Here is a 21,052-nt window from a genome sequence, read left to right as displayed (position 1 = left end):
ACCTCTTTTCGTTGTTAAAGATTGAAAAAGCTATATTTAATTTACACGGCCCACTTCGTTAACAGCTTTCTCCATACTTCTATCGTATGCTTGCAGTACTTTTTGGTTTGCTTCAAATGCACGATAAGCCGTTAGCATATCTGTCATTGTTCTAGCAGTGTCTACATTTGAACCTTCAATATATCCCTGTTGCATCGAAAAAGTAACATTATCTAAACCATAAGCAGATGGTAAGTCAGTTCCGTCTACTGTTTGGAATAAACCGTTATCCTGCTTTACAAGTGTATTAGGTTGCGTAGAAAATGATACACCAATTTGAGTTACAAAAGCATTGTCTACAAAGATCTGACCACTTGAGTCTACTTGGAAATCATCATTTTGTAGCTGAATCGTTTGTCCCTCGGAATCCAATACATACAGACCTTGGGGATTAGTTAAGTATCCTTCACCATCTAACGTAAAATTTGCATTTCGGGTATATGCTTCCCCTTCAGTGGGATGCTGCAAACGGTAAAATACTGCTCCTGTTTGCCCAGTTTCTTCATCAACTGGTAATGAACCATCGATTAATGCAATATCTGTATTTAAATCTGTTTGCAGGAGTTGTCCTTGGGTCATTAATGCCATTGTTTCTTGCATGTATACACCCGTACTAATTGCACCAACTTCAGAAATATATTTCCCGGTAATTGGATCTTTTGTAGGGATTTGAGTAGGTCCTAGTCTAGACATTAGCATATCTGGGAACGAGCGAATCGTCGATTGATCTGCCTTGAATCCTGGTGTGTTTGCATTGGCCATATTGTTTGTTAAAAGTTCTGTTCTACGCTGTTGTGCAATCATTCCTGATGCAACTGTATTAAATCCACGAAACATAAGAAAGCCTCCAGTTCGGTTTAATGCAAACTTAGTATACGGGTATTATTTTTGCACTCCGTAAACATTTCGCATTTATCTTCTTGATATTTTATCAATATTATCTAACATAATCCCAGTTCCTATTGCAACACAATCCATTGGGTTTTCTGCTACAAATACCGGTACTTTTAACTCTTCCATCAATAAATGATCCATACCATGTAAAAGTGCTCCGCCCCCTGTTATGATAACTCCACGATCAATAATATCTGCGGATAGCTCAGGTGGTGTATTTTCTAACACATTCTTTGCAGCCTGAACAATACCTGTAACGGATTCTTTCAAGGCTTTTTCTATTTCTTCAGATTTAATAGTTATCGTTCTAGGAAGTCCTGTCACCATATCACGTCCACGAATGTCCATTTCCTCGTGACGACTATCAGGAAAAACGGTTCCTATCGAAATTTTAATATTTTCAGCAGTACGTTCCCCAATTAGAAGCTTGTACTCTTTTTTAATATACTGAAGAATGTCATTATCAAAAACATCTCCCGCAATTTTAATCGATTCACTTGTTACGATATCGCCCATGGAAAGTACTGCAACATCTGTTGTACCCCCACCAATATCGACAACCATGTTACCACTCGGTTGGAAAATATCCATCCCTGCTCCGATTGCGGCTACTTTTGGCTCTTCTTCTAGATAAACTTTTTTCCCACCAGATTTCTCAGCTGCTTCGCGTATTGCTTTTTGCTCTACACTAGTAATATTTGTAGGACAGCAGATTAAAATGCGAGGTTTTGATAAGAATCCTTTAACATTTAATTTATTGATAAAATGCTTTAGCATTGCTTCCGTCACGTCAAAATCAGCAATTACACCATCTTTAAGTGGTCGAATTGCTATAATATTTCCTGGAGTTCTTCCGACCATTTTTCTAGCTTCTTCTCCAACTGCAAGTAGCTTTTTTGTACTTCTATCTATAGCAACGACAGAGGGTTCGTTTAAAACTATCCCTTTTCCTTTTACATGTATCAAAACATTTGCTGTACCTAAATCAATTCCAATATCCTTTGCAAACATTACTGTTGTTTCTCCTTCCCAGCTAAACCCATTATGTATATTATTCGATACGTCTCTAACTTTATATTTTATCATAGTTTTAATTGAAATACACTTTATTTAGCAATAATATTTGAGAAAAAATGGTATGTGATTCGTGTCTAAATAACTATTATTTGTGCTACTAAGTATATACACAAGATTTATGTAGGTTTTTAAGAATAAGTACTTTCTGAAACTAATGTACTTCTTAGATATAAGGAACTCTTACTAACCTAGAGTTCCATTCTATCTCCCTGGAGTTGACTTCTGTAAAACTAGAATGTTCGAGAACTGACAGACCACATTCCTCCTAAAGAATATGAGCAAAGCACCGATATATTTAATTAATACTGGATTTAGCGAACAACAAAAAAGTAATACCTTACGAAGAGGAGATAAAAAATGAATAAAATTCAACAGATGCTCGCAGAAGATAACAAAAAGAAAAACACCTTAATGTTTATTGTCTTTACAATTTCTTTATCATTAGCATTAATAAAATCATTATTTTCAGATGAACAAAATACTATTTTTTTATATGCTACAGAGGTTATTTTGTTTGCTGTGGCCTATTTTTTGCTCAGAAAATATAAAAAAGGAGCTTACCTTTTTCCATATATCGCTGTAATCATGGCCAACTTATTTTCCGGTGTTGCCGTTTTTATTACAGGTGGAGGCATCACACTCGTCATTATTACCTTTTTCCTAACAATTTTCGCAGCCATTCACTTTAATAAAAAAGTCTTTACGATTGGATTTACATTAGGACTTATTGTAATAGTTTTGACTGTATACAAAGGAATCAATGATATTGAGGTACTACAAACAAACTTTGGCGCAATGATGCTTCTATACATTTTATCAGGATTAATGCTAAGTGTGCTTATCCATTTAAACAACAAGCAGGAGAAAAAAATTGAACAACTCATCCTTGAGTCCGAACAAATTGCGGTAGAACAAAGAAATCAAAAAGAGCTAATTCAAGAGAATCTGAGCAATATACTAAAAGAAGTGGCCTTCTCGAATGAAAGAATTCAAAATAACCTAATAGCCCAAAATGATATGAGTACTAGCCTAATTGAAGTTTCTGTAGCGAGTCATCAACAGAGTGAGCAGATTGCTAATATTTCAGGTAATGCTAGCGAGACTTATCAGGTTATGCATCAACTACAAAAACGTCTGGATGATCTTTTATCAGAAGCAGAGAAGACACAATCGATAACTACTAATGGTGAGAAAAAGGTAATCTCCTTCAGCAATGAAACCGGCGACATTTATACCTTTGTTGATGATTTAAATAAGACGCTAATCGAATTGACGATTAATATTAAAGAGACCAATTCTTACTCAGACAAAATAAAGGAAATTTCTGAACAAACAAACCTTCTAGCCTTGAATGCATCAATTGAAGCAGCAAGAGCAGGTGATGCAGGAAAAGGTTTCTCTGTTGTGGCAGAAGAAATCAGAAAGCTTGCAGAATCTACTAAGCAGACGGCGGACAGTATTACCGTAAACCTTCAAAAGGTGAATAATGATAACAATGCTTCTCTGAAAAAAATGGAAGTAAGTCAGCAAAGCTTTAGGTCGGTAATGGACTCTTCAGAGGAAATTGTAACGTACTTTAAACATTTAAAAGACGTGTTCGATTCCTTAAAAACAGATTTACAAGCTTCTAAGAGCCTTGCTAATAATGTCTTAGAAAAAAGCCAATCCGTGGAAAAATCCACAATTGACCTAGCAGCTATACTTGAAGAAACAAGTGCAAGCCTTGAGGAAATGAGTGCAACAGTAGAATCGGTCACATGTGATAATGAAAAAATTGCTGTTTCAATGAATACAACTACACTTAATGCCAAAGGACTTTTAGCTGAAACTTCAGAAACCAAATAATTTCAACAAAAGCATAGATGAAAATTTCATCTATGCTTTTCTATTTGAAAAGTATATTCCACCTCCTCGCTCATCATTTCAAAATTCATAACTGCTAACAATATTAAGTAGCTGCCTTTAAAGCTAACAAAATGGTTTGAGTTGCTGCTCAGTGATAACTTCAAGAATTTTATCAATTTCCCGCGTGACGAGTGCCTATCCCTTATACAACTTCCCTTAAGCATAAACAGTTTGATTTGATAAGTTTATTCGTTTAACGTCTGTTCGTATAGTTGAGCCATCCTCTTCCCTTCGTTTCGACTGCTGTTGTTGAAAACTCTTTGGTGATGTCTCTGTTGGTTGAATATGACAGATGAGCTATCTTGTCGGTACCTATGCGATAGCTATTGTCTTCTCTAACGAAAGCATTCCACCCTGGAACAGAAATCAATATTGTCACGATTCACTATTTAATTATTATTTATGAAAATGACTCAGTTTAATAAACAATAAGAAAAAGCCGTGATCAATTACTAATCACGACCTCTTCTATCTTCTTTTTTCGTTTTCCACTTTCTTTTCGTCGCTTCTCCACCTCGTAAATGCCTGACCGATTTATGATACGCTAAAATTTCTTTTACTTCTTTTGCCAGAAGCGGATCTACTAAGTGGAGTCTTTCCGTCAAATCCTTGTGCACAGTGCTTTTGGAATGACCGGTTGTGCTTGCGATAGCACGGACAGTTTTTTTGGTCTCAATGACCATCTCACCTAAACGTATGCATCTATGACGAATCGTTTCGTGCACTAACTCTTCCTTTCGTTAGTAAAGGAACACTTTCCATCAATTTATGCATACGTCTTAGTTATTATGAATTAAAATGCTAGTAAGGTCTCTGGATTTACTAAAACACCATCTTGTAGTACTTCAAACTGTAAATGAACACCAGCAGTCGGGTTCCATTCATTTTCTGTTGCCGTTGCAAGCGAATCACCTTGTTCTACAACGTCTCCAGCTTTTACTAGAATACCAGTGACAGAGCGATATTTAGTTACCATACCATTTGCATGTGACAAGACGATTTCATCTCCAACAAATGGATCTAGATTGACTTCCTCTACTTTTCCACTCATTGCCGCAACTACTTCAAATGGCTCACTATTCATAGATAGAGATACGCCAGTATTCATCACATAACTATGATCGAATACGAGTATCGACTTTTCACGAGTCGACTCATCTGCTTCCATATCGTAATAATGCTGTACGATTTCAACACTATCTAGCAGAGTCTCTTTAAAAGGGTATTTCATCGATTCTGCTTGGGCATTGGTTTCAATCGTTACTGAATCAGGGTCCTTACTTGCATCTGTCCATTCTGAATCCTTGACAGAATCATCACTGACATACACATTGTAGCCCCAAATCATACCTACAAAAGCTACCGAAAATCCGGCATAAATTAGTGGCCAAAACCATGGCTTTTTCGGGTTATTGTTCTTCTTCTGAGAAGTATTGTTCTTTTGTTCTTCTCTCATTTTCATCACCTCTATTTGCATTGTTTGCAAATCAAGGAGATTTTAAACATGGTGAGAATTTTTTTATTTCTGTACCTTTATAGTAATGAAGTAAAATGTCCGCAGCCAGTAAAGATTCGTTGGCGAGTACCTCGGCACCATACTGACTCATCCCTACCCCATGGCCATATCCTACTGTTTCTACTACTACTTTATCAGATTGAAACGTTATGGTGAAATCAGTAGAGGGTAGACCCAAGAGTGTTCGAACTTCTCGGCCTGTCCACGATTTTCCATTCATTTCAACCAATTCTACTCGGTTCGTATCCGACTTTAGTACTTTGATAGTTTTAGGTATGTTTGAATTCCATTTCATATTAAAGGCTTTTGACCATTCCCCATGTGTGAATTCAAACTGCTTTGTCCTATTTGGAGCATACATTTCCTCCGATTTACTTGGCACAGATACTAAGTAAGGAATCACATTCCCACTATAATTTTCCGCACTTTCCGTTTGACCGTTGCTGGAAGAAAAGAACATTGCTGTGATTAGTTGATCTTTGTAGACGATAATTTCTCCTTCTGTCGCTGCAATCACCTTTTTAAGTTTGTCCTCATATTGAGCGAAGGAATCCCCCCACTTCTTTTTCCGATCTTCCTCACCAACATAAACCTGCTTTAATACTGTTTTATCTATTGGTTTTTGACCGTAATTCGTATCTCTTAATACATATGTCCTTGCTGCTATAGATTGTGCCTTCAATGCCTCTTCATGAAACGTAACTGGCATTTCAGCTGCCACCACTCCAAGAACATAAGTTTCTAATGGAATCTTCTCCTTAACCCCTTTCACTTCGATTAGTATTGGACAAGCAATTTCGAGTTCCGATGTTGGCGCTGGCACCGTTTCTTCTTGTGTTGTTTTTTCTTTTATTAATAAAAACGGTAAAAACAAGAGGGCTACGCATAAGATTATAAATAGTATGTTTTGTTTCATAGAGATACTATATGCTCGTTTGGACGGGCTGATGATTTTATTTAGGAGATAAACTACTTATAAGGTAAGTACTCAGATAGATAAGAAACGATGGCTAATTTAAGAGTGAGGAACGTTTACTTGCTTTCGAATGTGCTTTACTTGCGCTCCATAGGAACATACTTGCTGTTTGTTATAAGTTACTTGCCCTCCACGTTCGTTTACTTGCTTTCAATCTTGATTTACTTGCGAAACGTAAAATTTAACCATTTAGAGTGTCAATTTGAAGATAACCATTGGATATGTGAACATCGCCCATCTGTTTGAAATATATATAAGGTGAGATTACATCTTCCTAATCATTTACTTGCTCTCGTATTTAGATTATTTGCGTATATCGGACTTTTACTTGCTCTACTTTCTAAGTACTTGCAATTCTGTATCTTTTACTTGCTCTTATGGACCATTTACTTGCGGAGCGGCTAATTTCGACAAAAATTGCAATTTGTGGAAAATGAAAAAAGCACTACACATGTATACATGCGTAGTGCTTTACATATAGTATTAAACCAATTGAACTTTTTTCTCAGCAGTTTCGCTACCGATGCGTTCAATATCAGCGCCTAAAGCTGCTAATTTTTTGTCAAAATCGACATATCCCCTATCTAGGTGATAAAGCTCTGTAACGCGTGTGATTCCTTCTGCAACTAAACCAGCTATGATAAGTGCTGCTGCCGCTCTAAGGTCTGTCGCTGCAACTTCTGCACCTTGTAAATCGGATGGGGACTCCATAATGACCGAACGTCCTTCGATTTTCATGTTACCATTCATTCTGCGGAATTCTTCCACATGCATGAAGCGATTTTCGAAAACTGTTTCCGTTATGATTCCTGTTCCGTGAGCAGTCATCATCAATGCCATCATCTGGGATTGCATGTCTGTTGGGAAACCTGGATGCGGCATCGTTTTAATGTCCACAGATTTTAGATTTCCTTCAGAGCGAACACGAAGACCTTGTTCCTCTTCGGTAATTTCAATGCCCATTTCTTGCATTTTAGATATAAGTGCTGTCATATGTTCAGGTACTGCATTTTCAATGAGTACATTACCTTTTGTTATTGCTGCAGCAACCATGAATGTTCCAGCTTCGATACGATCTGGTATGATATGGTGTTCTGTGCCGTGTAGTTCTTCCACACCTTCAATACGAATTGTGTCGGTTCCTGCACCTTTTACCATTCCACCCATTTCGTTGATAAAGTTAGCTAAATCGACAATTTCAGGTTCTTTTGCTGCATTTTCAATAATTGTTGTACCATCTGCTAATGCTGCAGCAGTCATAATGTTCTCTGTTGCGCCTACGCTTGGAACGTCTAAATAAATTTTGGCTCCCTTAAGTCGTCCGTTTGTAGTTGCCTCAACAAATCCATGTCCAAAGGATATTACTGCACCCATTGCTTCGAAACCTTTTAAATGCTGATCAATAGGACGTGAGCCTATTGCACAACCTCCAGGAAGTGCTACTCGAGCAAATCCATTTCTCGCTAAAATAGGACCCATAACAAGTATAGATGCACGCATTTTACGCACATACTCGAATTGGGCTTCACTTGATAATTTCTTTTGTGAATCAATGATAACTTCATTCTTTTCTGGATTATAACTGACTTCTGTATTTAAACTTTTCAATACTTCATTTATTGTCAAAACATCTGCAAGTGTTGGTACATCTTTAATAACGTTTTTGCCTTTAGTCGCAAGTAGAGCTGCAGCTAATACTGGTAGGACTGCATTTTTCGCACCTTCTACTCGTACTTTCCCGTTTAACGTTTGGCCACCTTTTACAACGATTTTGTCCACTACTTTCCCTCCGCGTTCATTATCCATTTGCTTTATATAAAAGAATATGTATGATGTCAATTTTAGGTATTCAAAACAATATTCATCATACAATGTAATTCGACTATATACAAGCATCTAAAACACTATTTTTGACCTTTTCCATAATTTTTCTTGTTCTATTATACGTATTACCCAGTCTTTTCGTGTAGATAATTTTAAAATACCCCTAGCATATGCGGGTAAACCTGTTTAAATAAAAAATTTCCCAGGAAATATGTGAAGATTCTACATGCTCATACAAACTTTTCCATAATTTGCATGAGCATATAGGATCTTTTCACTCGAATAAGAATGGCAATTGGTTTGACCAGCTCGTTAAATCCAAGAAAAAGTTTGCAACTACTGAGCCAATCATAATACTAGTTAAAATATAAAATAGTTGAGCTTGAAATACACGATTTTTCTTTATTATTTTGTCCATCATTAGTGCCTGTAACGCATAGAAAGATATTCCAATAAAAAAGATATTGGCAAGTATAGCAATTAATGCTTGTTCACTATTTAATAATCCCATGATAATCCTCCTATTTTAGGCAATAGTAAAAAAAGCAGACAGAATTTTATTCTGCCGCTTCATTTAAATCAAAATCGCCTAGGCATTTAGCTAAGATTTATGTAAGGAGATTAGCCTATGTCATATACACTTCCATAGGCTAATTAACCTTCATCGAGCCACTTTCGTGCTAACACGATAAATTGCCTTTTAAATTCTGTCGCTTCGCCAGAGGCATTAAGATTATCCTATAAAAAGAAATAAGCTTAAATATTACCCTCATGAACGTTGATACGATTCATCGCACGTTTCAAGGCAAGCTCAGCACGGTTGAAGTCAACCGAGTCTGATTTACCTTGAAGACGTTCTTCAGCACGTTTCATCGCTTCTTTAGCACGAGCTAAATCGATACTTGAAGCAACCTCAGCTGATGTTGCTAAGATCGACACCTTTTCAGGTCGAACTTCCACAAAACCACTGCTTACTGCTACGTACTCTGTTTTTGCCTCTTTTTTCAATTTTATTGCACCTGCTACAAGTGGTGCAACCATTGGAATATGGCCAGGTAAAATACCGATTTCACCAGATGCTGTTTTCGCGATAATCATGTCTACTTCAGAATCGTATACCGGGCCGTCGGGAGTGACAATATTGACTGTAAGTGTCTTCATATTTTTACCTCCTGGTCCGATTTATTATACTTCTACGCCCATGCTTTTCGCTTTTTCTACAACTTCTTCAATGCGTCCAACTAAACGGAATGCATCTTCTGGTAAATGGTCATATTTTCCATCAAGAATTTGTTTGAATCCTTCTACAGTTTCTTTAACTGGAACGTATGAACCTTTTTGACCTGTAAATTGTTCTGCAACATGGAAGTTTTGAGATAGGTAGAACTGAATACGACGAGCACGGTTAACTACTAGCTTGTCTTCATCTCCTAATTCATCCATACCTAAGATTGCGATAATATCTTGAAGCTCTCTGTAGCGTTGTAATGTATATTGCACTTGACGTGCTACATCATAATGCTCTTGACCTACGATTTCCGGAGAAAGCGCACGTGAAGAAGAAGCTAAAGGATCAACCGCTGGATAAATACCCATCTCAGATAATTTACGTTCTAAGTTAGTAGTCGCATCTAAGTGAGCGAATGTTGTTGCTGGAGCTGGATCCGTATAGTCATCGGCTGGTACATAAATCGCTTGGATAGATGTAACTGAACCAGTGTTTGTTGACGTGATACGCTCTTGTAATTGACCCATTTCAGTTGCAAGTGTTGGTTGGTAACCAGCAGCTGAAGGCATCCGACCTAAAAGTGCTGAAACCTCAGAACCTGCTTGCGTGAAACGGAAGATATTGTCGATGAATAGAAGTACGTCTGCACCTTGCTCATCACGGAAATATTCTGCCATTGTAAGACCAGTTAAAGCAACACGCATACGTGCGCCAGGTGGTTCATTCATTTGACCGAATACCATTGCTGTTTTCTTAATAACGCCTGAATCACTCATCTCATGGAATAAGTCATTTCCTTCACGCGTACGCTCTCCAACACCAGCGAATACAGAAATACCGCCATGCTCTTGAGCAATGTTATTAATAAGTTCTTGAATAAGAACTGTTTTACCTACACCGGCACCACCGAATAGACCGATTTTACCACCTTTAATATAAGGAGCTAATAGATCTACTACTTTAATACCTGTTTCAAGAATTTCAACTTCTGTAGATAGGTTTTCAAATGTTGGAGCTTGACGGTGAATTGGATCACGACGTTCTCCAACTGGTACTTCTTCCCCTAAGTCAATAACTTCACCAAGTACGTTGAAAACACGTCCTAAAGTTACATCACCAACTGGAACAGAAATTGCTGTACCAGCATCAAATACCTCTGTACCACGCTTAAGGCCGTCCGTAGATGACATTGCAATAGTACGAACTGAGTCATCTCCTAAGTGTAACGCTACTTCTAATGTTAAAGTTGTAGGCGCTTCGTTTGGACGTTCAATCGCTACAGTTAGTGCATTATAGATAGCTGGTAATTGGCCGTTGTCAAACTTAACGTCAACAACTGGACCCATTACTTGTAGTACTTGTCCTTTGTTCACTACTGTTCCCTCCTGTCTTACTTTCTATCTAAAACTATTCTAATGCCGCTGCGCCGCCGACAATTTCCGTAATTTCTTGCGTAATTGCTGCTTGACGTGCTCGGTTGTATACTAATGTTAAATTGCTGATCAAATCAGCTGCATTGTCTGTCGCGGATTTCATCGCAGACATACGAGAAGCATGCTCACTGGCTTTACCATCGAGTAATGCACCGAAAATCAGGCTTTCCGCATACTGTGGAAGTAATACTTCTAGAATTGCTTCAGGTGAAGGCTCAAATTCATAAGAAGCAGTTGTGCCTGTTTCTACTGCAATATCCGTAAGTGGCAGTACCTTTTTCTCCGTTACTTCACTGGAGATAGCACTGACAAAGTGGTTATAGTACATATAAAGTTCATCATATGTACCATCCGTGAACATACCAACAGCTTTGTGCGCAACTTCTTTGATATCAGCAAAAGCAGGTTGGTCTGGTAAGCCGACTACTTCCCCAATTACGTTAGAACCACGCTTTAGGAAGAAATCACGTCCCATACGACCAATTGCGAAGATTACATACTCTTCTTTTGAAGAATGTCTTTCAGCTATTGCATTAGCTACAGCACGAATAACATTACTGTTATATGCGCCAGCCAAACCACGATCAGCTGTGATGACAAGATATGCAGTCTTTTTAACAGGACGAGAAGTTAACATTGGATGTCCACTATCACTAGTACCTGATGCAATTGCACCAACTACTTCTTGAATTTTAGACATGTAGGGAACATATGCTTTCGCATTTTCCTCCGCACGGTTCAATTTAGAAGCAGAAACCATTTGCATAGCTTTTGTTATCTGACTTGTTTTCTTTGTTGACGTAATTTTACTTTTAATGTCGCGTAATGATGCCACTGGTATTTCACCACCTTATTGTTTTTTTCACTTAGACAAAGGAATTATTCAGATATAGCGAAAGTTTTTTTGAATGCAGAAATTGCATTGCTCAAATCTTCATCTGAAGGAAGGTCTTTAGTCGTGCGAATATGATCTAAAACATTTGTGTGGTTTGAATCTAACCAGCTTCCAAGTTCTGCTTCAAAACGAGTAATATCTTTCACTGGAATATCGTCTAAATGGCCACGTGTTAGAGCATATAAAATCATTACTTGTTTTTCCACTTTAATCGGGCTGTTCAAGTCTTGTTTTAATACTTCTACTGTACGCACACCACGGTTAAGTTTAGCTTGTGTTGCAGCGTCAAGATCTGATCCAAATTGAGAGAATGCTTCAAGCTCACGGTATGCAGCTAAGTCAAGACGTAGTGTACCCGCAACTTTTTTCATTGCTTTAATTTGTGCTGATCCACCTACACGAGATACGGATAATCCGGCATTGATCGCTGGACGTACACCCGAGAAGAATAAATCAGATTGTAAGAAGATTTGACCATCTGTAATTGAAATTACGTTTGTTGGAATGTAAGCAGAGATATCTCCAGCTTGCGTTTCAACGAATGGTAATGCAGTGATTGAACCTGCACCAAGTGTTTCATTTAACTTCGCAGCGCGCTCAAGTAAACGGCTGTGTAAGTAGAATACATCCCCTGGATATGCTTCACGGCCTGGAGGACGGCGTAGAAGTAATGAAAGTTCACGGTATGCAGCTGCTTGTTTAGATAAATCATCATAAACGATCAATACATGCTTACCATCGAACATAAATTCTTCTGCCATTGTTACACCAGCGTAAGGAGCTAGGTAAAGTAATGGAGCTGGTTGTGATGCAGATGCAGTTACAACGATTGTGTAATCTAAAGCACCTTTTTTACGAAGTGTTTCTACTACATTACGTACAGTCGATTCTTTTTGACCAATAGCAACGTAGATACAAATCATATCTTGGTCTGCTTGGTTAAGAATAGTATCGATTGCAACTGATGTTTTACCAGTTTGACGGTCACCGATGATTAACTCACGTTGGCCACGTCCGATTGGTACAAGTGCATCAATCGCTTTAATACCTGTTTGAAGTGGCTCATGTACAGATTTACGTGCCATAACCCCTTGTGCAGGACTTTCGATTGGACGAGATTTTGTAGTTGCTATAGGACCTAGTCCGTCAACTGGTTGGCCAAGTGGATTGACAACGCGGCCAATCAATTCTTTACCAACTGGAACTTCCATAATACGGCCTGTTCGACGTACTTCATCGCCTTCTTTGATGTCCGAGTATGGTCCAAGGATAACGATACCAACGTTGTTGGCTTCCAAGTTTTGCGCCATACCTAAAACACCAGTTGAGAATTCTAAAAGCTCTCCAGCCATGACATTGTCGAGGCCATGAGCACGCGCGATACCGTCACCAATCGTGATTACCGTACCAACGTCGCTAACTTTCATCTCAGATTCGTAATTCTCAATCTGCTGCTTAATCAAGACACTGATTTCTTCAGCTTTGATGCTCATGTATGTCACCTCTCATAATTCATAATATTAACCGATCAAGTTACGTTTTAAGCGATCTAATTTAGTACTTAGAGTGCTATCGTAAATGCGGTTTCCGATTTGAACACGCATTCCACCTATAATTGATGGATCTACAATGTTTTGAATATTTAAAGATTGTTTACCTACGTTTTTAGCAAATGCAGATGATACGTTTGCACGTTCTTCTTCTGTAAGTGCACGTGTAGTATATACTTTCGCTTCAGCAATACCTTGTGCTTCATTCGAAAGAATCATAAATTCAGAAATAATGTCGGATACTTCTGCTAATCTCTTCTTATCAATTAGCACTAAAAGTGTATTGATAACAATAGGTTTCGCATTAGCAAAAATTTGACGTACCAACTCTTTTTTCTTGTCTAGAGATAACTTTGGAGAAGTGAATAAAGTTTTCACATCTTTGTTACCATTCCAAACAACTTTAAGTTCACGTAAATCATTTTCGACTGCTTGTACTTCATTCTTTTTTGTTGCTAACTCGAACAAAGAGATTGCATAACGCTTAGCTACAGTTGAATTACTCAATTAACCTCGCCTGCCTTCGCAATCGTTGCCTCGATTAGCGCACGATTATCTTCTTCCGAAACTTCTTTTTCAAGAACTTTCGACGCTGCAAGTACTGAAAGTGAAACGACTTCTTCACGTACTGCTGCAATCGCTCTTTCTTTTTCTGTATCAATTTCACGGATAGCAGATTCTTTCAAACGGATAGCTTCAGTACGAGCAGTTGTGATAATTTCCTCACGAGATGCATCGCCTTGCTTTTTCGCATTTTCTACAATCGCTAAAGCTTCCGTACGTGCTTCTTTAAGTAAGTCACGTTGTTCTTCCAGTAAACGCTGTGATTCTTGGCGACTATTTTCAGCTGCTGCGATTTCACTTGCGATTAACTCTTCACGTTGAGTCATAATCCCCATAAGTGGACCCCAAGCTACTTTCTTTAATAGAGCCATAAGTAAGATGAAGAAGAATAATGTTGCTAAAATATCCCAAGTATTCAATCCATCATGGCCACTAGCACCAAGTACAAGGTAATCAAAAGACACGATTGTTTCACTCCTTTCAAACGCTAATAAGAGATATTGCTTCTATTATTTAAATAGTGATCATTGTTTTCTAGTTCATATGTTTTGTTACTCATAAAGAGAATGGCGGATTAGGACCCGCCATTAAGACTTGCTTGTACTTATTATTTGTTTAATACGATGAACGCGATAACTACTCCGATAATTGGAATCGCCTCAACTAATGCTACCCCGATGAACATAACTGTTTGTAAAGCTCCACGTGCTTCTGGTTGACGAGCGATACCTTCTACTGTTTTTGAAACGATTAAACCGTTACCAATACCTGCACCAAGTGCTCCTAAACCTACTGCTATAGCTGCTGCTAAAAGACCAACTGAACCTACCATTGTGTAATTTCCTCCTTGGAATGTTGTTTTTATTTTTTCTGCTTAAGAATCTAAACAGTTATATTAATGGTCTGCTGACACTTTATGTGACATATAAACCATTGTTAACATAACGAAAATGAATGCTTGGATTCCGCCTATAAATAGTGAGAAACCTTGCCATGCCATTGCTGGGATAATTGCCCCAACAAAACCGAAAGCACCATAGCCTGTTGCTAAACCTGCGATTAGCCCTAAAAGAACTTCACCTGCATAGATATTACCGTAAAGACGAAGACCGAGTGTCAACGTATTTGCGAATTCCTCGATAATTTTTAATGGGAATAAAAACGGCATTGGCTTTAAGTATGTATCTACTGCGTAGCCCTTCATACCTTTCATCTTTATTCCATAATAGTGCGTTAAAATGATAACCATTACTGCTAGCGTCATCGTAACTGTTGGATCTGCCGTTGGGGATTTCCACCATAGAACTCCATCATATGAAATGGAGAATGGAAGCCCTAATACGTTCGCTACTGCGATAAACATAAGAAACGTTATTCCAAGAACATGGAAACGTCCGCCAGTTTGCCAGTCAAAGTTACTTTTAATGATCCCTTTCACGAAGTCCATTATCCACTCCATGAAGTTTTGCATACCAGTGGGCTTCATCTTTAAGTTTCTAGTTGATAAAAAGGCGATCAAAAATACTATCAGTGAAGTCACTGCTAACATTAAAATGTTGGACCAGTTCCCTGTCATCCCTAGAAACTCAAATGTGGGATTTGCATGTTCCACGATTAATTCACCTCTCTTTCACATTCTCATTGCTGATTTTTTACAAGAAACATAATACGTTCTACAACAAGTAAAACATAGGGAATCATTAATCCGATAACTGTACTGATGAGATGGAAATACTCTGGAAGGGCAAGTGCAATTGCTACAGCGGCAACACCCGAAGCGAATCGTAATGTTGTACCTAAACCTGCTCGTCCTTTTCCACTTTCAAGCACACGATCAAATTTCTCCATTCTACGGACTAGAATCCAGAAATTATACAAACCAAATAAAGAACCAAGTGCCAAGCCTGCAAAAATTGTCGAATAAGGTGTTAAACCCCAACCTAGCGCACAAACTGCAAGCGAAAAGAACATATACTTCTTTTGCTTCGTAAATATACTTTGCATTTCTAGCATTGATCTTTAATCTCCTGAATCATATTTTCGAATGGTAGCAACTACTGTTAACTTGCAACTGTAAAGTTTACAAGAAAACATATTACTAGTATTACTGGAGTGGTTCTATTATCCCTTTCATTCACATCTCAGTGAATGAGTTAGAACCGATAAGCTGTGAGAGAATCGCAGAATACAATGCTTTCCCTTTAAATAGGACGTCTAAGTACGACGTAAAAAGAATCCTCACAGTTTTTCCTTATTAAGTAAAAACTGTGAATCTAGTAGAAAGTTAATCTGACGAGTGTTTCAAGCATGAAACCCCTATCATGATTATCCTTTGTAAGCATACAATAGGGGCAAAATGATGTCAATTGCTTAGTGAGAAAAACTTAGAATAGTAAATCTTCCCGACATTTTATTGACAAATTTAAAAATTTCACTACAATTGGATAATTTTTGAAAAAATATTATTTTGTACCAAACAAACGGTCACCGGCATCCCCTAATCCGGGAACAATATAACCGTGATCATTTAGTTTTTCATCTAGAGCTGCGATATAAATATCTACGTCTGGATGTGCTTTTTGAAGAGCTTCCACCCCTTCAGGTGCTGCGATTAAACACATAAACTTGATGCTAGTCGCTCCACGTGTCTTAAGAGAGTTAACCGCTTCTATTGCTGAACCTCCTGTAGCAAGCATAGGATCAACTAAAATGAAATCACGTTCTGCTACATCTGCAGGAAGCTTCACGTAATATTCCACCGGTTTTAGTGTTTCCGGATCGCGGTAAAGACCAATATGCCCTACTTTTGCAGCAGGAATTAACTTAAGAATTCCATCGACCATCCCTATTCCAGCACGTAATATAGGAACTATCCCTAATTTTTTCCCTGCAAGCACTTTAGATTTTGTAAGTTGAACTGGAGTTTCTACTTCTGTTTCCTCCAATGGCATTTCTCGCGTAATTTCAAACGCCATGAGTGTAGCAACCTCATCCACTAATTCACGAAACTCTTTTGTACCTGTTTTTACATCGCGAATATATGTAAGTTTGTGTTGGATAAGAGGGTGATCAAATACAAATACTTTTGGCATACAGCAGCATCTCCTTCTGTTTTATTTAAATTCTATTAATTATACCAAAAAACGTGAGATACAAACAGTAATCCCACGTTTTTAATATTGCGTCTATTTTCTCCAAGTCTAGACGTTTGTAAACCACCATTGAGAGTAAGTTAAAGGTCTTAGTAATATTTTATTCATGACTATGCGCTGCTCAAATCCTAGTGCCTATCTTCTAATGGAAATAACTATTTATAAAGATGAGTATTTTTTTGTAGCATAGAGGATAATGGTGGATTAGAAAAGGTTCTCAAGTATATTTCTATTGAGAGCAAGTAAACAACACAGCACGACAATAAATTATTATCTCGAAGTAAAATTTCTTCTTATTAACACTTCCTGATGGGGTATCCGCTGTCAAAAATCTAGTCACGTTAGAATTAAAGAGCTCAGAGAATAGAGTTACTTTTGTAATAAATTTCCGTTTCGCAAGTAATACCTCTTCGAGAGCAAGTATTTGAATAAGGAAAGCAAGTATCTGATAGGGGAGGGCAAGTAAACTCCTAATGAGAACAAGTAAACAACACGACATCGCAAGTAAATGATTTTTTTGCAATAAAATATCCTATTGGCACCACCTTTTGTGTGCTGCCGCAAATCTAGGGTCGGAATGATTAAATAGCATAGAGAATAGAATTATTTTTGTAATAAATCCCCACTTCGCAAGTAATACCTCTTCGAGAGCAAGTATTTGAATAAGGAGAGCAAGTATCTGATAGGGGAGGGCAAGTAAACTCCTAATCAGCGCAAGTAAATGTTTCTGTTTCAGTAAAATATCCTTTTTGCACTTCCTAATCGGTTTGTGCTGACGCAAATCTATTGACGGAAGGATTAAATAGCATAGAGAGTAGAGTTACTTTTGTAATAAATTTCCGTTTCGCAAGTAAAACCTCTTCGAGAGCAAGTATTTGAATAAGGAAAGCTAGTACCAGCTAGAGGAGGGCAAGTAAACTCCTAATCAGCGCAAGTAAACAACACGGCACCGCAAGTAAATGGTTCTGTTGCAATAAAATATCCGCTTGACACTTCCTAATCGGTTGTGTGCTGCCGTAAATTTATTGACGGAATGATTAAATAGCATAGAGAATGGAGTTACTTTTGTAATAAGTTTCCGTTTCGCAAGTAAAACCTCTTCGAGAGCAAGTATTTGAATGAGGAAAGCAAGTACCAGATAGAGGAGAGCAAGTAAACTCCTAATCAGCTCAAGTAAACAACACGGCACCGCAAGTAAATGATCATGTTGCTATATAATCTCTCCTTATAGATTCAGACTTTCTATAATTAGTAAGGAAATTAGGAAAAAAATGAATAAATTGTCGATTACGCGGTTTCTTCAGGTATTCTGGTGACTTACCTGATTGTTCAGGTGGTTCTCCCCTAGATCCTTCATAACGTTTACCAGCAATATCAGTACACAAAAAAAGCCAGCTACTGTAGTGAAGTAGCCGGCTTTAATACTATTTATTTATTCGTATAATGGGAAGTTGCTTGTTAATGTGGCAACTCTTTCTTTTGCTTCTTTTAGGACTTCTGCATCCTCAGTATTTTTTAATAGTTTTGCAATGATAGATGCGATTTCTTTCATTTCTGCTTCTTTAAATCCACGAGATGTAACAGCTGGTGTACCGATGCGAACACCTGAGGTGATGAACGGACTTGCTGTATCAAATGGAATTGTATTTTTATTGACTGTAATACCAACCTCGTCAAGTACATGTTCTGCTACTTTCCCAGTTAACTCAAGAGCAGATACGTCTAGTAACATAACATGATTATCTGTACCACCAGAAACGATACGGATTCCTTCTGCAGTTAGACTGTCTGCTAACGCTTTAGCATTAGCAATTACTTGTGCTTGGTAATCTTTAAATTCTGGTTTTTGAGCTTCACCAAACGCCACAGCTTTAGCTGCAATTACGTGCATTAATGGGCCACCTTGAATTCCCGGGAAAATCGTTTTATCAATTTTCTTCGCGAACTCTTCTGTAGTTAAGATCAATCCACCACGTGGTCCACGTAATGTTTTATGTGTTGTAGATGTTACGAAATGCGCATGTGGTACTGGGTTCGGATGAAGACCAGCAGCTACTAAACCTGCGATATGAGCCATATCTACAAATAGGTAGGCACCAACTTCATCTGCGATTTCACGGAATTTTGCGAAGTCAATAGTACGAGAATATGCACTTGCTCCAGCAACGATCATTTTCGGCTTATGCTCTAACGCAATAGCACGAACTTCTTCGTAATCGATTAGTTCCGTTTCTTTGTTAACACCGTACTCGATAAAGTTATATTGAATACCACTAAAATTGACTGGAGAACCATGTGTTAAATGCCCACCATGAGACAAATTCATCCCTAGGATTGTGTCGCCCGGCTGTAGTGCAGTCATGTAAACTGCCATATTAGCTTGAGAACCTGAATGTGGTTGCACATTGGCGTGTTCAGCACCGAAAATTTCTTTCAATCGATCGCGCGCAATATTTTCTACTACATCGACATGCTCACAGCCACCATAGTAACGTTTACCAGGGTAACCTTCTGCATATTTATTGGTCAGTACAGAGCCTTGAGCTTCCATTACAGCCTCTGATACGAAGTTTTCTGATGCGATTAACTCAATATTCGATTGTTGACGCTTTTTCTCTGCTAACATTGCCTCATATACTGCTGGATCTTGTGATAAAATTTTCTCCACTATTCGTTCCTCCTCCAAATTCATCCGTAAAATGCACGCTCTCCGCCAATTAGCTTAGGACGTGTTTTCGCAATCGATACGATTGCTTCCCCAATTTTTTTTATGGACAAGCGAATTGGTACAGCTACTGGCTGAAGCTGCATACCAATCAAGGTTTGTCCTATATCAATGCCTGCATGTGCACTTACATGCTCGACTACAACAGGGTCATTAAAATGTGTGTATGCAAATGCAGACATAGAGCCACCTGCACGAACTACTGGAATAACTGATACTTCTGGTAATCTATATAGTAATTGAGTTTTTCTTTCCATTGTTATGGCGCGATTAATATGTTCGCATCCTTGAAAAGCCAAATGGATATTGTTGCGGTTTGCAAATGCTTGTAAAGGGGTGAATAAAACCTCGGCAACTTCTAAACCGCCCGCAGTTCCAATTTTTTCACCAATAATTTCTGAAGTCGAACATCCAACTACAAACAAATCATTTTCATGAAACACTATTTGCTGCTCCACTTCTAAAAGAAGCTGTTCGATTTGTTCTACCCACAAACTTTTTGCTTCCATAAGGAACCCCTTCTTCTATGCGTTTTCTATTTCTGTAATTTTTTCTACTCGACGTAAATGACGTCCACCTTCAAAATCCTGCGCAAGCCAAGTTGAAACTATTTCTCTTGCAAGCCCTGCTCCAATAACACGCTCACCCATTGCAATAATGTTAGAATCGTTATGATTTCTAGTAGCCTTTGCAGAAAATACATCATGAACTAATGCACAACGGATACCTTTTACCTTATTTGCAGCAATAGACATTCCTATACCAGTACCACAGATTAAAATACCACGATCGAAACTACCATTTGCCACACCTTCTGCTACTGGCATTGCAAAGTCTGGAAAATCAACAGAATCATTACTTTTTGGTCCAAAATCTTCATATGATAATCCTAATTCTTCAAGAAGCTGCATAATTTCCTGACGAAGATTATTTCCGCCATGATCGGAAGAAATTGCAATTTTCAACTCGTTCCCTCTTTTCTGTTATCCCGGTTTAACAGTCTGTAGAATCCCCACAATTTTTCAAAAGAAAATTAAAAGAAACAGGTGAAGGATAAACAGCCTGTAAATCCAGATTGATTTAACTAACCATCAATGGAAGATGAAGAAAAATCCACTGTTGGAAGTTTCACTTTATTACTCCTTAACATCATACCATTTTTCTATATAAAAAAACACAACTCACACAAAGTGAGTTGCATTATTTTCGTTAAATTTGACTAGTTTACGAAAGTTTTAATGAAAAAATTTAAAAGAACAAACAATAATCATTAA

At 37.9% G+C, this 21,052-nt stretch carries 21 protein-coding genes; 1 reads left to right on the top strand and 20 read right to left on the bottom strand.

The window, feature by feature from the left end:
• Nucleotides 1-36: 36 nt before the first annotated feature.
• Nucleotides 37-876 carry a flagellar hook-basal body protein gene (locus tag ACQCPR_RS03590; RefSeq protein WP_427138192.1) on the bottom strand — a complete coding sequence of 280 codons (840 nt, stop codon included), beginning with the start codon at nt 874-876 and terminating at the stop codon, nt 37-39.
• Nucleotides 877-951: 75 nt separating this feature from the next.
• A complete protein-coding gene (locus tag ACQCPR_RS03585; RefSeq protein ID WP_427138191.1) occupies nt 952-1,944 on the bottom strand; it encodes a rod shape-determining protein in 993 nt (330 codons plus the stop codon).
• Nucleotides 1,945-2,367: 423 nt separating this feature from the next.
• Between ACQCPR_RS03585 and ACQCPR_RS03580 the strand changes: the two genes are divergently transcribed.
• A complete protein-coding gene (locus ACQCPR_RS03580) occupies nt 2,368-3,855 on the top strand; it encodes a methyl-accepting chemotaxis protein (protein WP_427138190.1) in 1,488 nt (495 codons plus the stop codon).
• A gap of 512 nt (nt 3,856-4,367) precedes the next feature.
• On the opposite strand, the gene ACQCPR_RS03575 is transcribed toward ACQCPR_RS03580, so the two are convergent.
• The 18 genes from ACQCPR_RS03575 to rpiB all read right to left on the bottom strand — a co-directional run bounded on the left by ACQCPR_RS03575 (nt 4,368) and on the right by rpiB (nt 20,743).
• Entirely contained in the window at nt 4,368-4,640 is a 273-nt protein-coding gene (locus tag ACQCPR_RS03575; RefSeq protein ID WP_090565602.1) for a sporulation transcriptional regulator SpoIIID, read from the bottom strand.
• 68 nt (nt 4,641-4,708) lie between these two features.
• A complete protein-coding gene (locus ACQCPR_RS03570; protein WP_090565604.1) occupies nt 4,709-5,371 on the bottom strand; it encodes a M23 family metallopeptidase in 663 nt (220 codons plus the stop codon).
• A 31-nt stretch (nt 5,372-5,402) separates the two neighbouring features.
• The gene (gene spoIID, locus ACQCPR_RS03565) at nt 5,403-6,347 is read right to left on the bottom strand and encodes a stage II sporulation protein D (RefSeq protein WP_427138189.1); all 945 of its coding nucleotides are present in this window, start codon (nt 6,345-6,347) and stop codon (nt 5,403-5,405) included.
• Between the two features lie 543 nt (nt 6,348-6,890).
• Nucleotides 6,891-8,186 (bottom strand): UDP-N-acetylglucosamine 1-carboxyvinyltransferase, encoded by a 1,296-nt coding sequence (gene murA, locus ACQCPR_RS03560; RefSeq protein WP_090565608.1) that lies wholly within the window; start codon nt 8,184-8,186, stop codon nt 6,891-6,893.
• A 319-nt stretch (nt 8,187-8,505) separates the two neighbouring features.
• Entirely contained in the window at nt 8,506-8,742 is a 237-nt protein-coding gene (locus ACQCPR_RS03555) for a DUF1146 family protein (protein ID WP_427138188.1), read from the bottom strand.
• Between the two features lie 245 nt (nt 8,743-8,987).
• A complete protein-coding gene (locus tag ACQCPR_RS03550; RefSeq protein ID WP_093493840.1) occupies nt 8,988-9,392 on the bottom strand; it encodes a F0F1 ATP synthase subunit epsilon in 405 nt (134 codons plus the stop codon).
• 24 nt (nt 9,393-9,416) lie between these two features.
• Complete coding sequence (gene atpD / locus ACQCPR_RS03545; protein ID WP_427138187.1) at nt 9,417-10,832, bottom strand: F0F1 ATP synthase subunit beta; 1,416 nt, start codon at nt 10,830-10,832, stop codon at nt 9,417-9,419.
• 34 nt (nt 10,833-10,866) lie between these two features.
• Nucleotides 10,867-11,727: a F0F1 ATP synthase subunit gamma gene (locus ACQCPR_RS03540; RefSeq protein ID WP_090565615.1), complete on the bottom strand. Its 861-nt coding sequence runs from the start codon at nt 11,725-11,727 to the stop codon at nt 10,867-10,869.
• A gap of 44 nt (nt 11,728-11,771) precedes the next feature.
• Nucleotides 11,772-13,280 carry a F0F1 ATP synthase subunit alpha gene (atpA, locus tag ACQCPR_RS03535; RefSeq protein WP_093493838.1) on the bottom strand — a complete coding sequence of 503 codons (1,509 nt, stop codon included), beginning with the start codon at nt 13,278-13,280 and terminating at the stop codon, nt 11,772-11,774.
• Between the two features lie 27 nt (nt 13,281-13,307).
• Nucleotides 13,308-13,844, bottom strand: a complete 537-nt coding sequence (locus tag ACQCPR_RS03530; RefSeq protein ID WP_427138186.1) for a F0F1 ATP synthase subunit delta — start codon at nt 13,842-13,844, stop codon at nt 13,308-13,310.
• Entirely contained in the window at nt 13,841-14,365 is a 525-nt protein-coding gene (atpF, locus tag ACQCPR_RS03525; protein ID WP_090565621.1) for a F0F1 ATP synthase subunit B, read from the bottom strand. Before atpF ends, ACQCPR_RS03530 begins: the two co-directional genes overlap by 4 nt.
• Nucleotides 14,366-14,508: 143 nt before the next feature.
• The gene (gene atpE / locus ACQCPR_RS03520) at nt 14,509-14,733 is read right to left on the bottom strand and encodes a F0F1 ATP synthase subunit C (RefSeq protein ID WP_090565623.1); all 225 of its coding nucleotides are present in this window, start codon (nt 14,731-14,733) and stop codon (nt 14,509-14,511) included.
• A gap of 63 nt (nt 14,734-14,796) precedes the next feature.
• The gene (atpB, locus tag ACQCPR_RS03515) at nt 14,797-15,513 is read right to left on the bottom strand and encodes a F0F1 ATP synthase subunit A (protein ID WP_427138185.1); all 717 of its coding nucleotides are present in this window, start codon (nt 15,511-15,513) and stop codon (nt 14,797-14,799) included.
• A gap of 26 nt (nt 15,514-15,539) precedes the next feature.
• The gene (locus tag ACQCPR_RS03510) at nt 15,540-15,914 is read right to left on the bottom strand and encodes an ATP synthase subunit I (protein WP_427138184.1); all 375 of its coding nucleotides are present in this window, start codon (nt 15,912-15,914) and stop codon (nt 15,540-15,542) included.
• 449 nt (nt 15,915-16,363) lie between these two features.
• Nucleotides 16,364-16,993 carry a uracil phosphoribosyltransferase gene (gene upp, locus ACQCPR_RS03505; protein WP_090565628.1) on the bottom strand — a complete coding sequence of 210 codons (630 nt, stop codon included), beginning with the start codon at nt 16,991-16,993 and terminating at the stop codon, nt 16,364-16,366.
• Between the two features lie 1,492 nt (nt 16,994-18,485).
• Nucleotides 18,486-19,745 (bottom strand): serine hydroxymethyltransferase, encoded by a 1,260-nt coding sequence (gene glyA, locus ACQCPR_RS03500; protein ID WP_245402334.1) that lies wholly within the window; start codon nt 19,743-19,745, stop codon nt 18,486-18,488.
• Nucleotides 19,742-20,287 carry a TIGR01440 family protein gene (locus ACQCPR_RS03495; RefSeq protein ID WP_241595147.1) on the bottom strand — a complete coding sequence of 182 codons (546 nt, stop codon included), beginning with the start codon at nt 20,285-20,287 and terminating at the stop codon, nt 19,742-19,744. The genes glyA and ACQCPR_RS03495 overlap by 4 nt, the downstream gene beginning before the upstream one ends.
• A 15-nt stretch (nt 20,288-20,302) precedes the next feature.
• Nucleotides 20,303-20,743 (bottom strand): ribose 5-phosphate isomerase B, encoded by a 441-nt coding sequence (gene rpiB / locus ACQCPR_RS03490; RefSeq protein ID WP_090565634.1) that lies wholly within the window; start codon nt 20,741-20,743, stop codon nt 20,303-20,305.
• Nucleotides 20,744-21,052: the final 309 nt, after the last annotated feature.

The organism is Psychrobacillus psychrodurans (assembly GCF_050209195.1).
Lineage (GTDB): Bacteria > Bacillota > Bacilli > Bacillales_A > Planococcaceae > Psychrobacillus > Psychrobacillus psychrodurans.
This window is presented reverse-complemented; position numbering and strand designations above follow the sequence as displayed.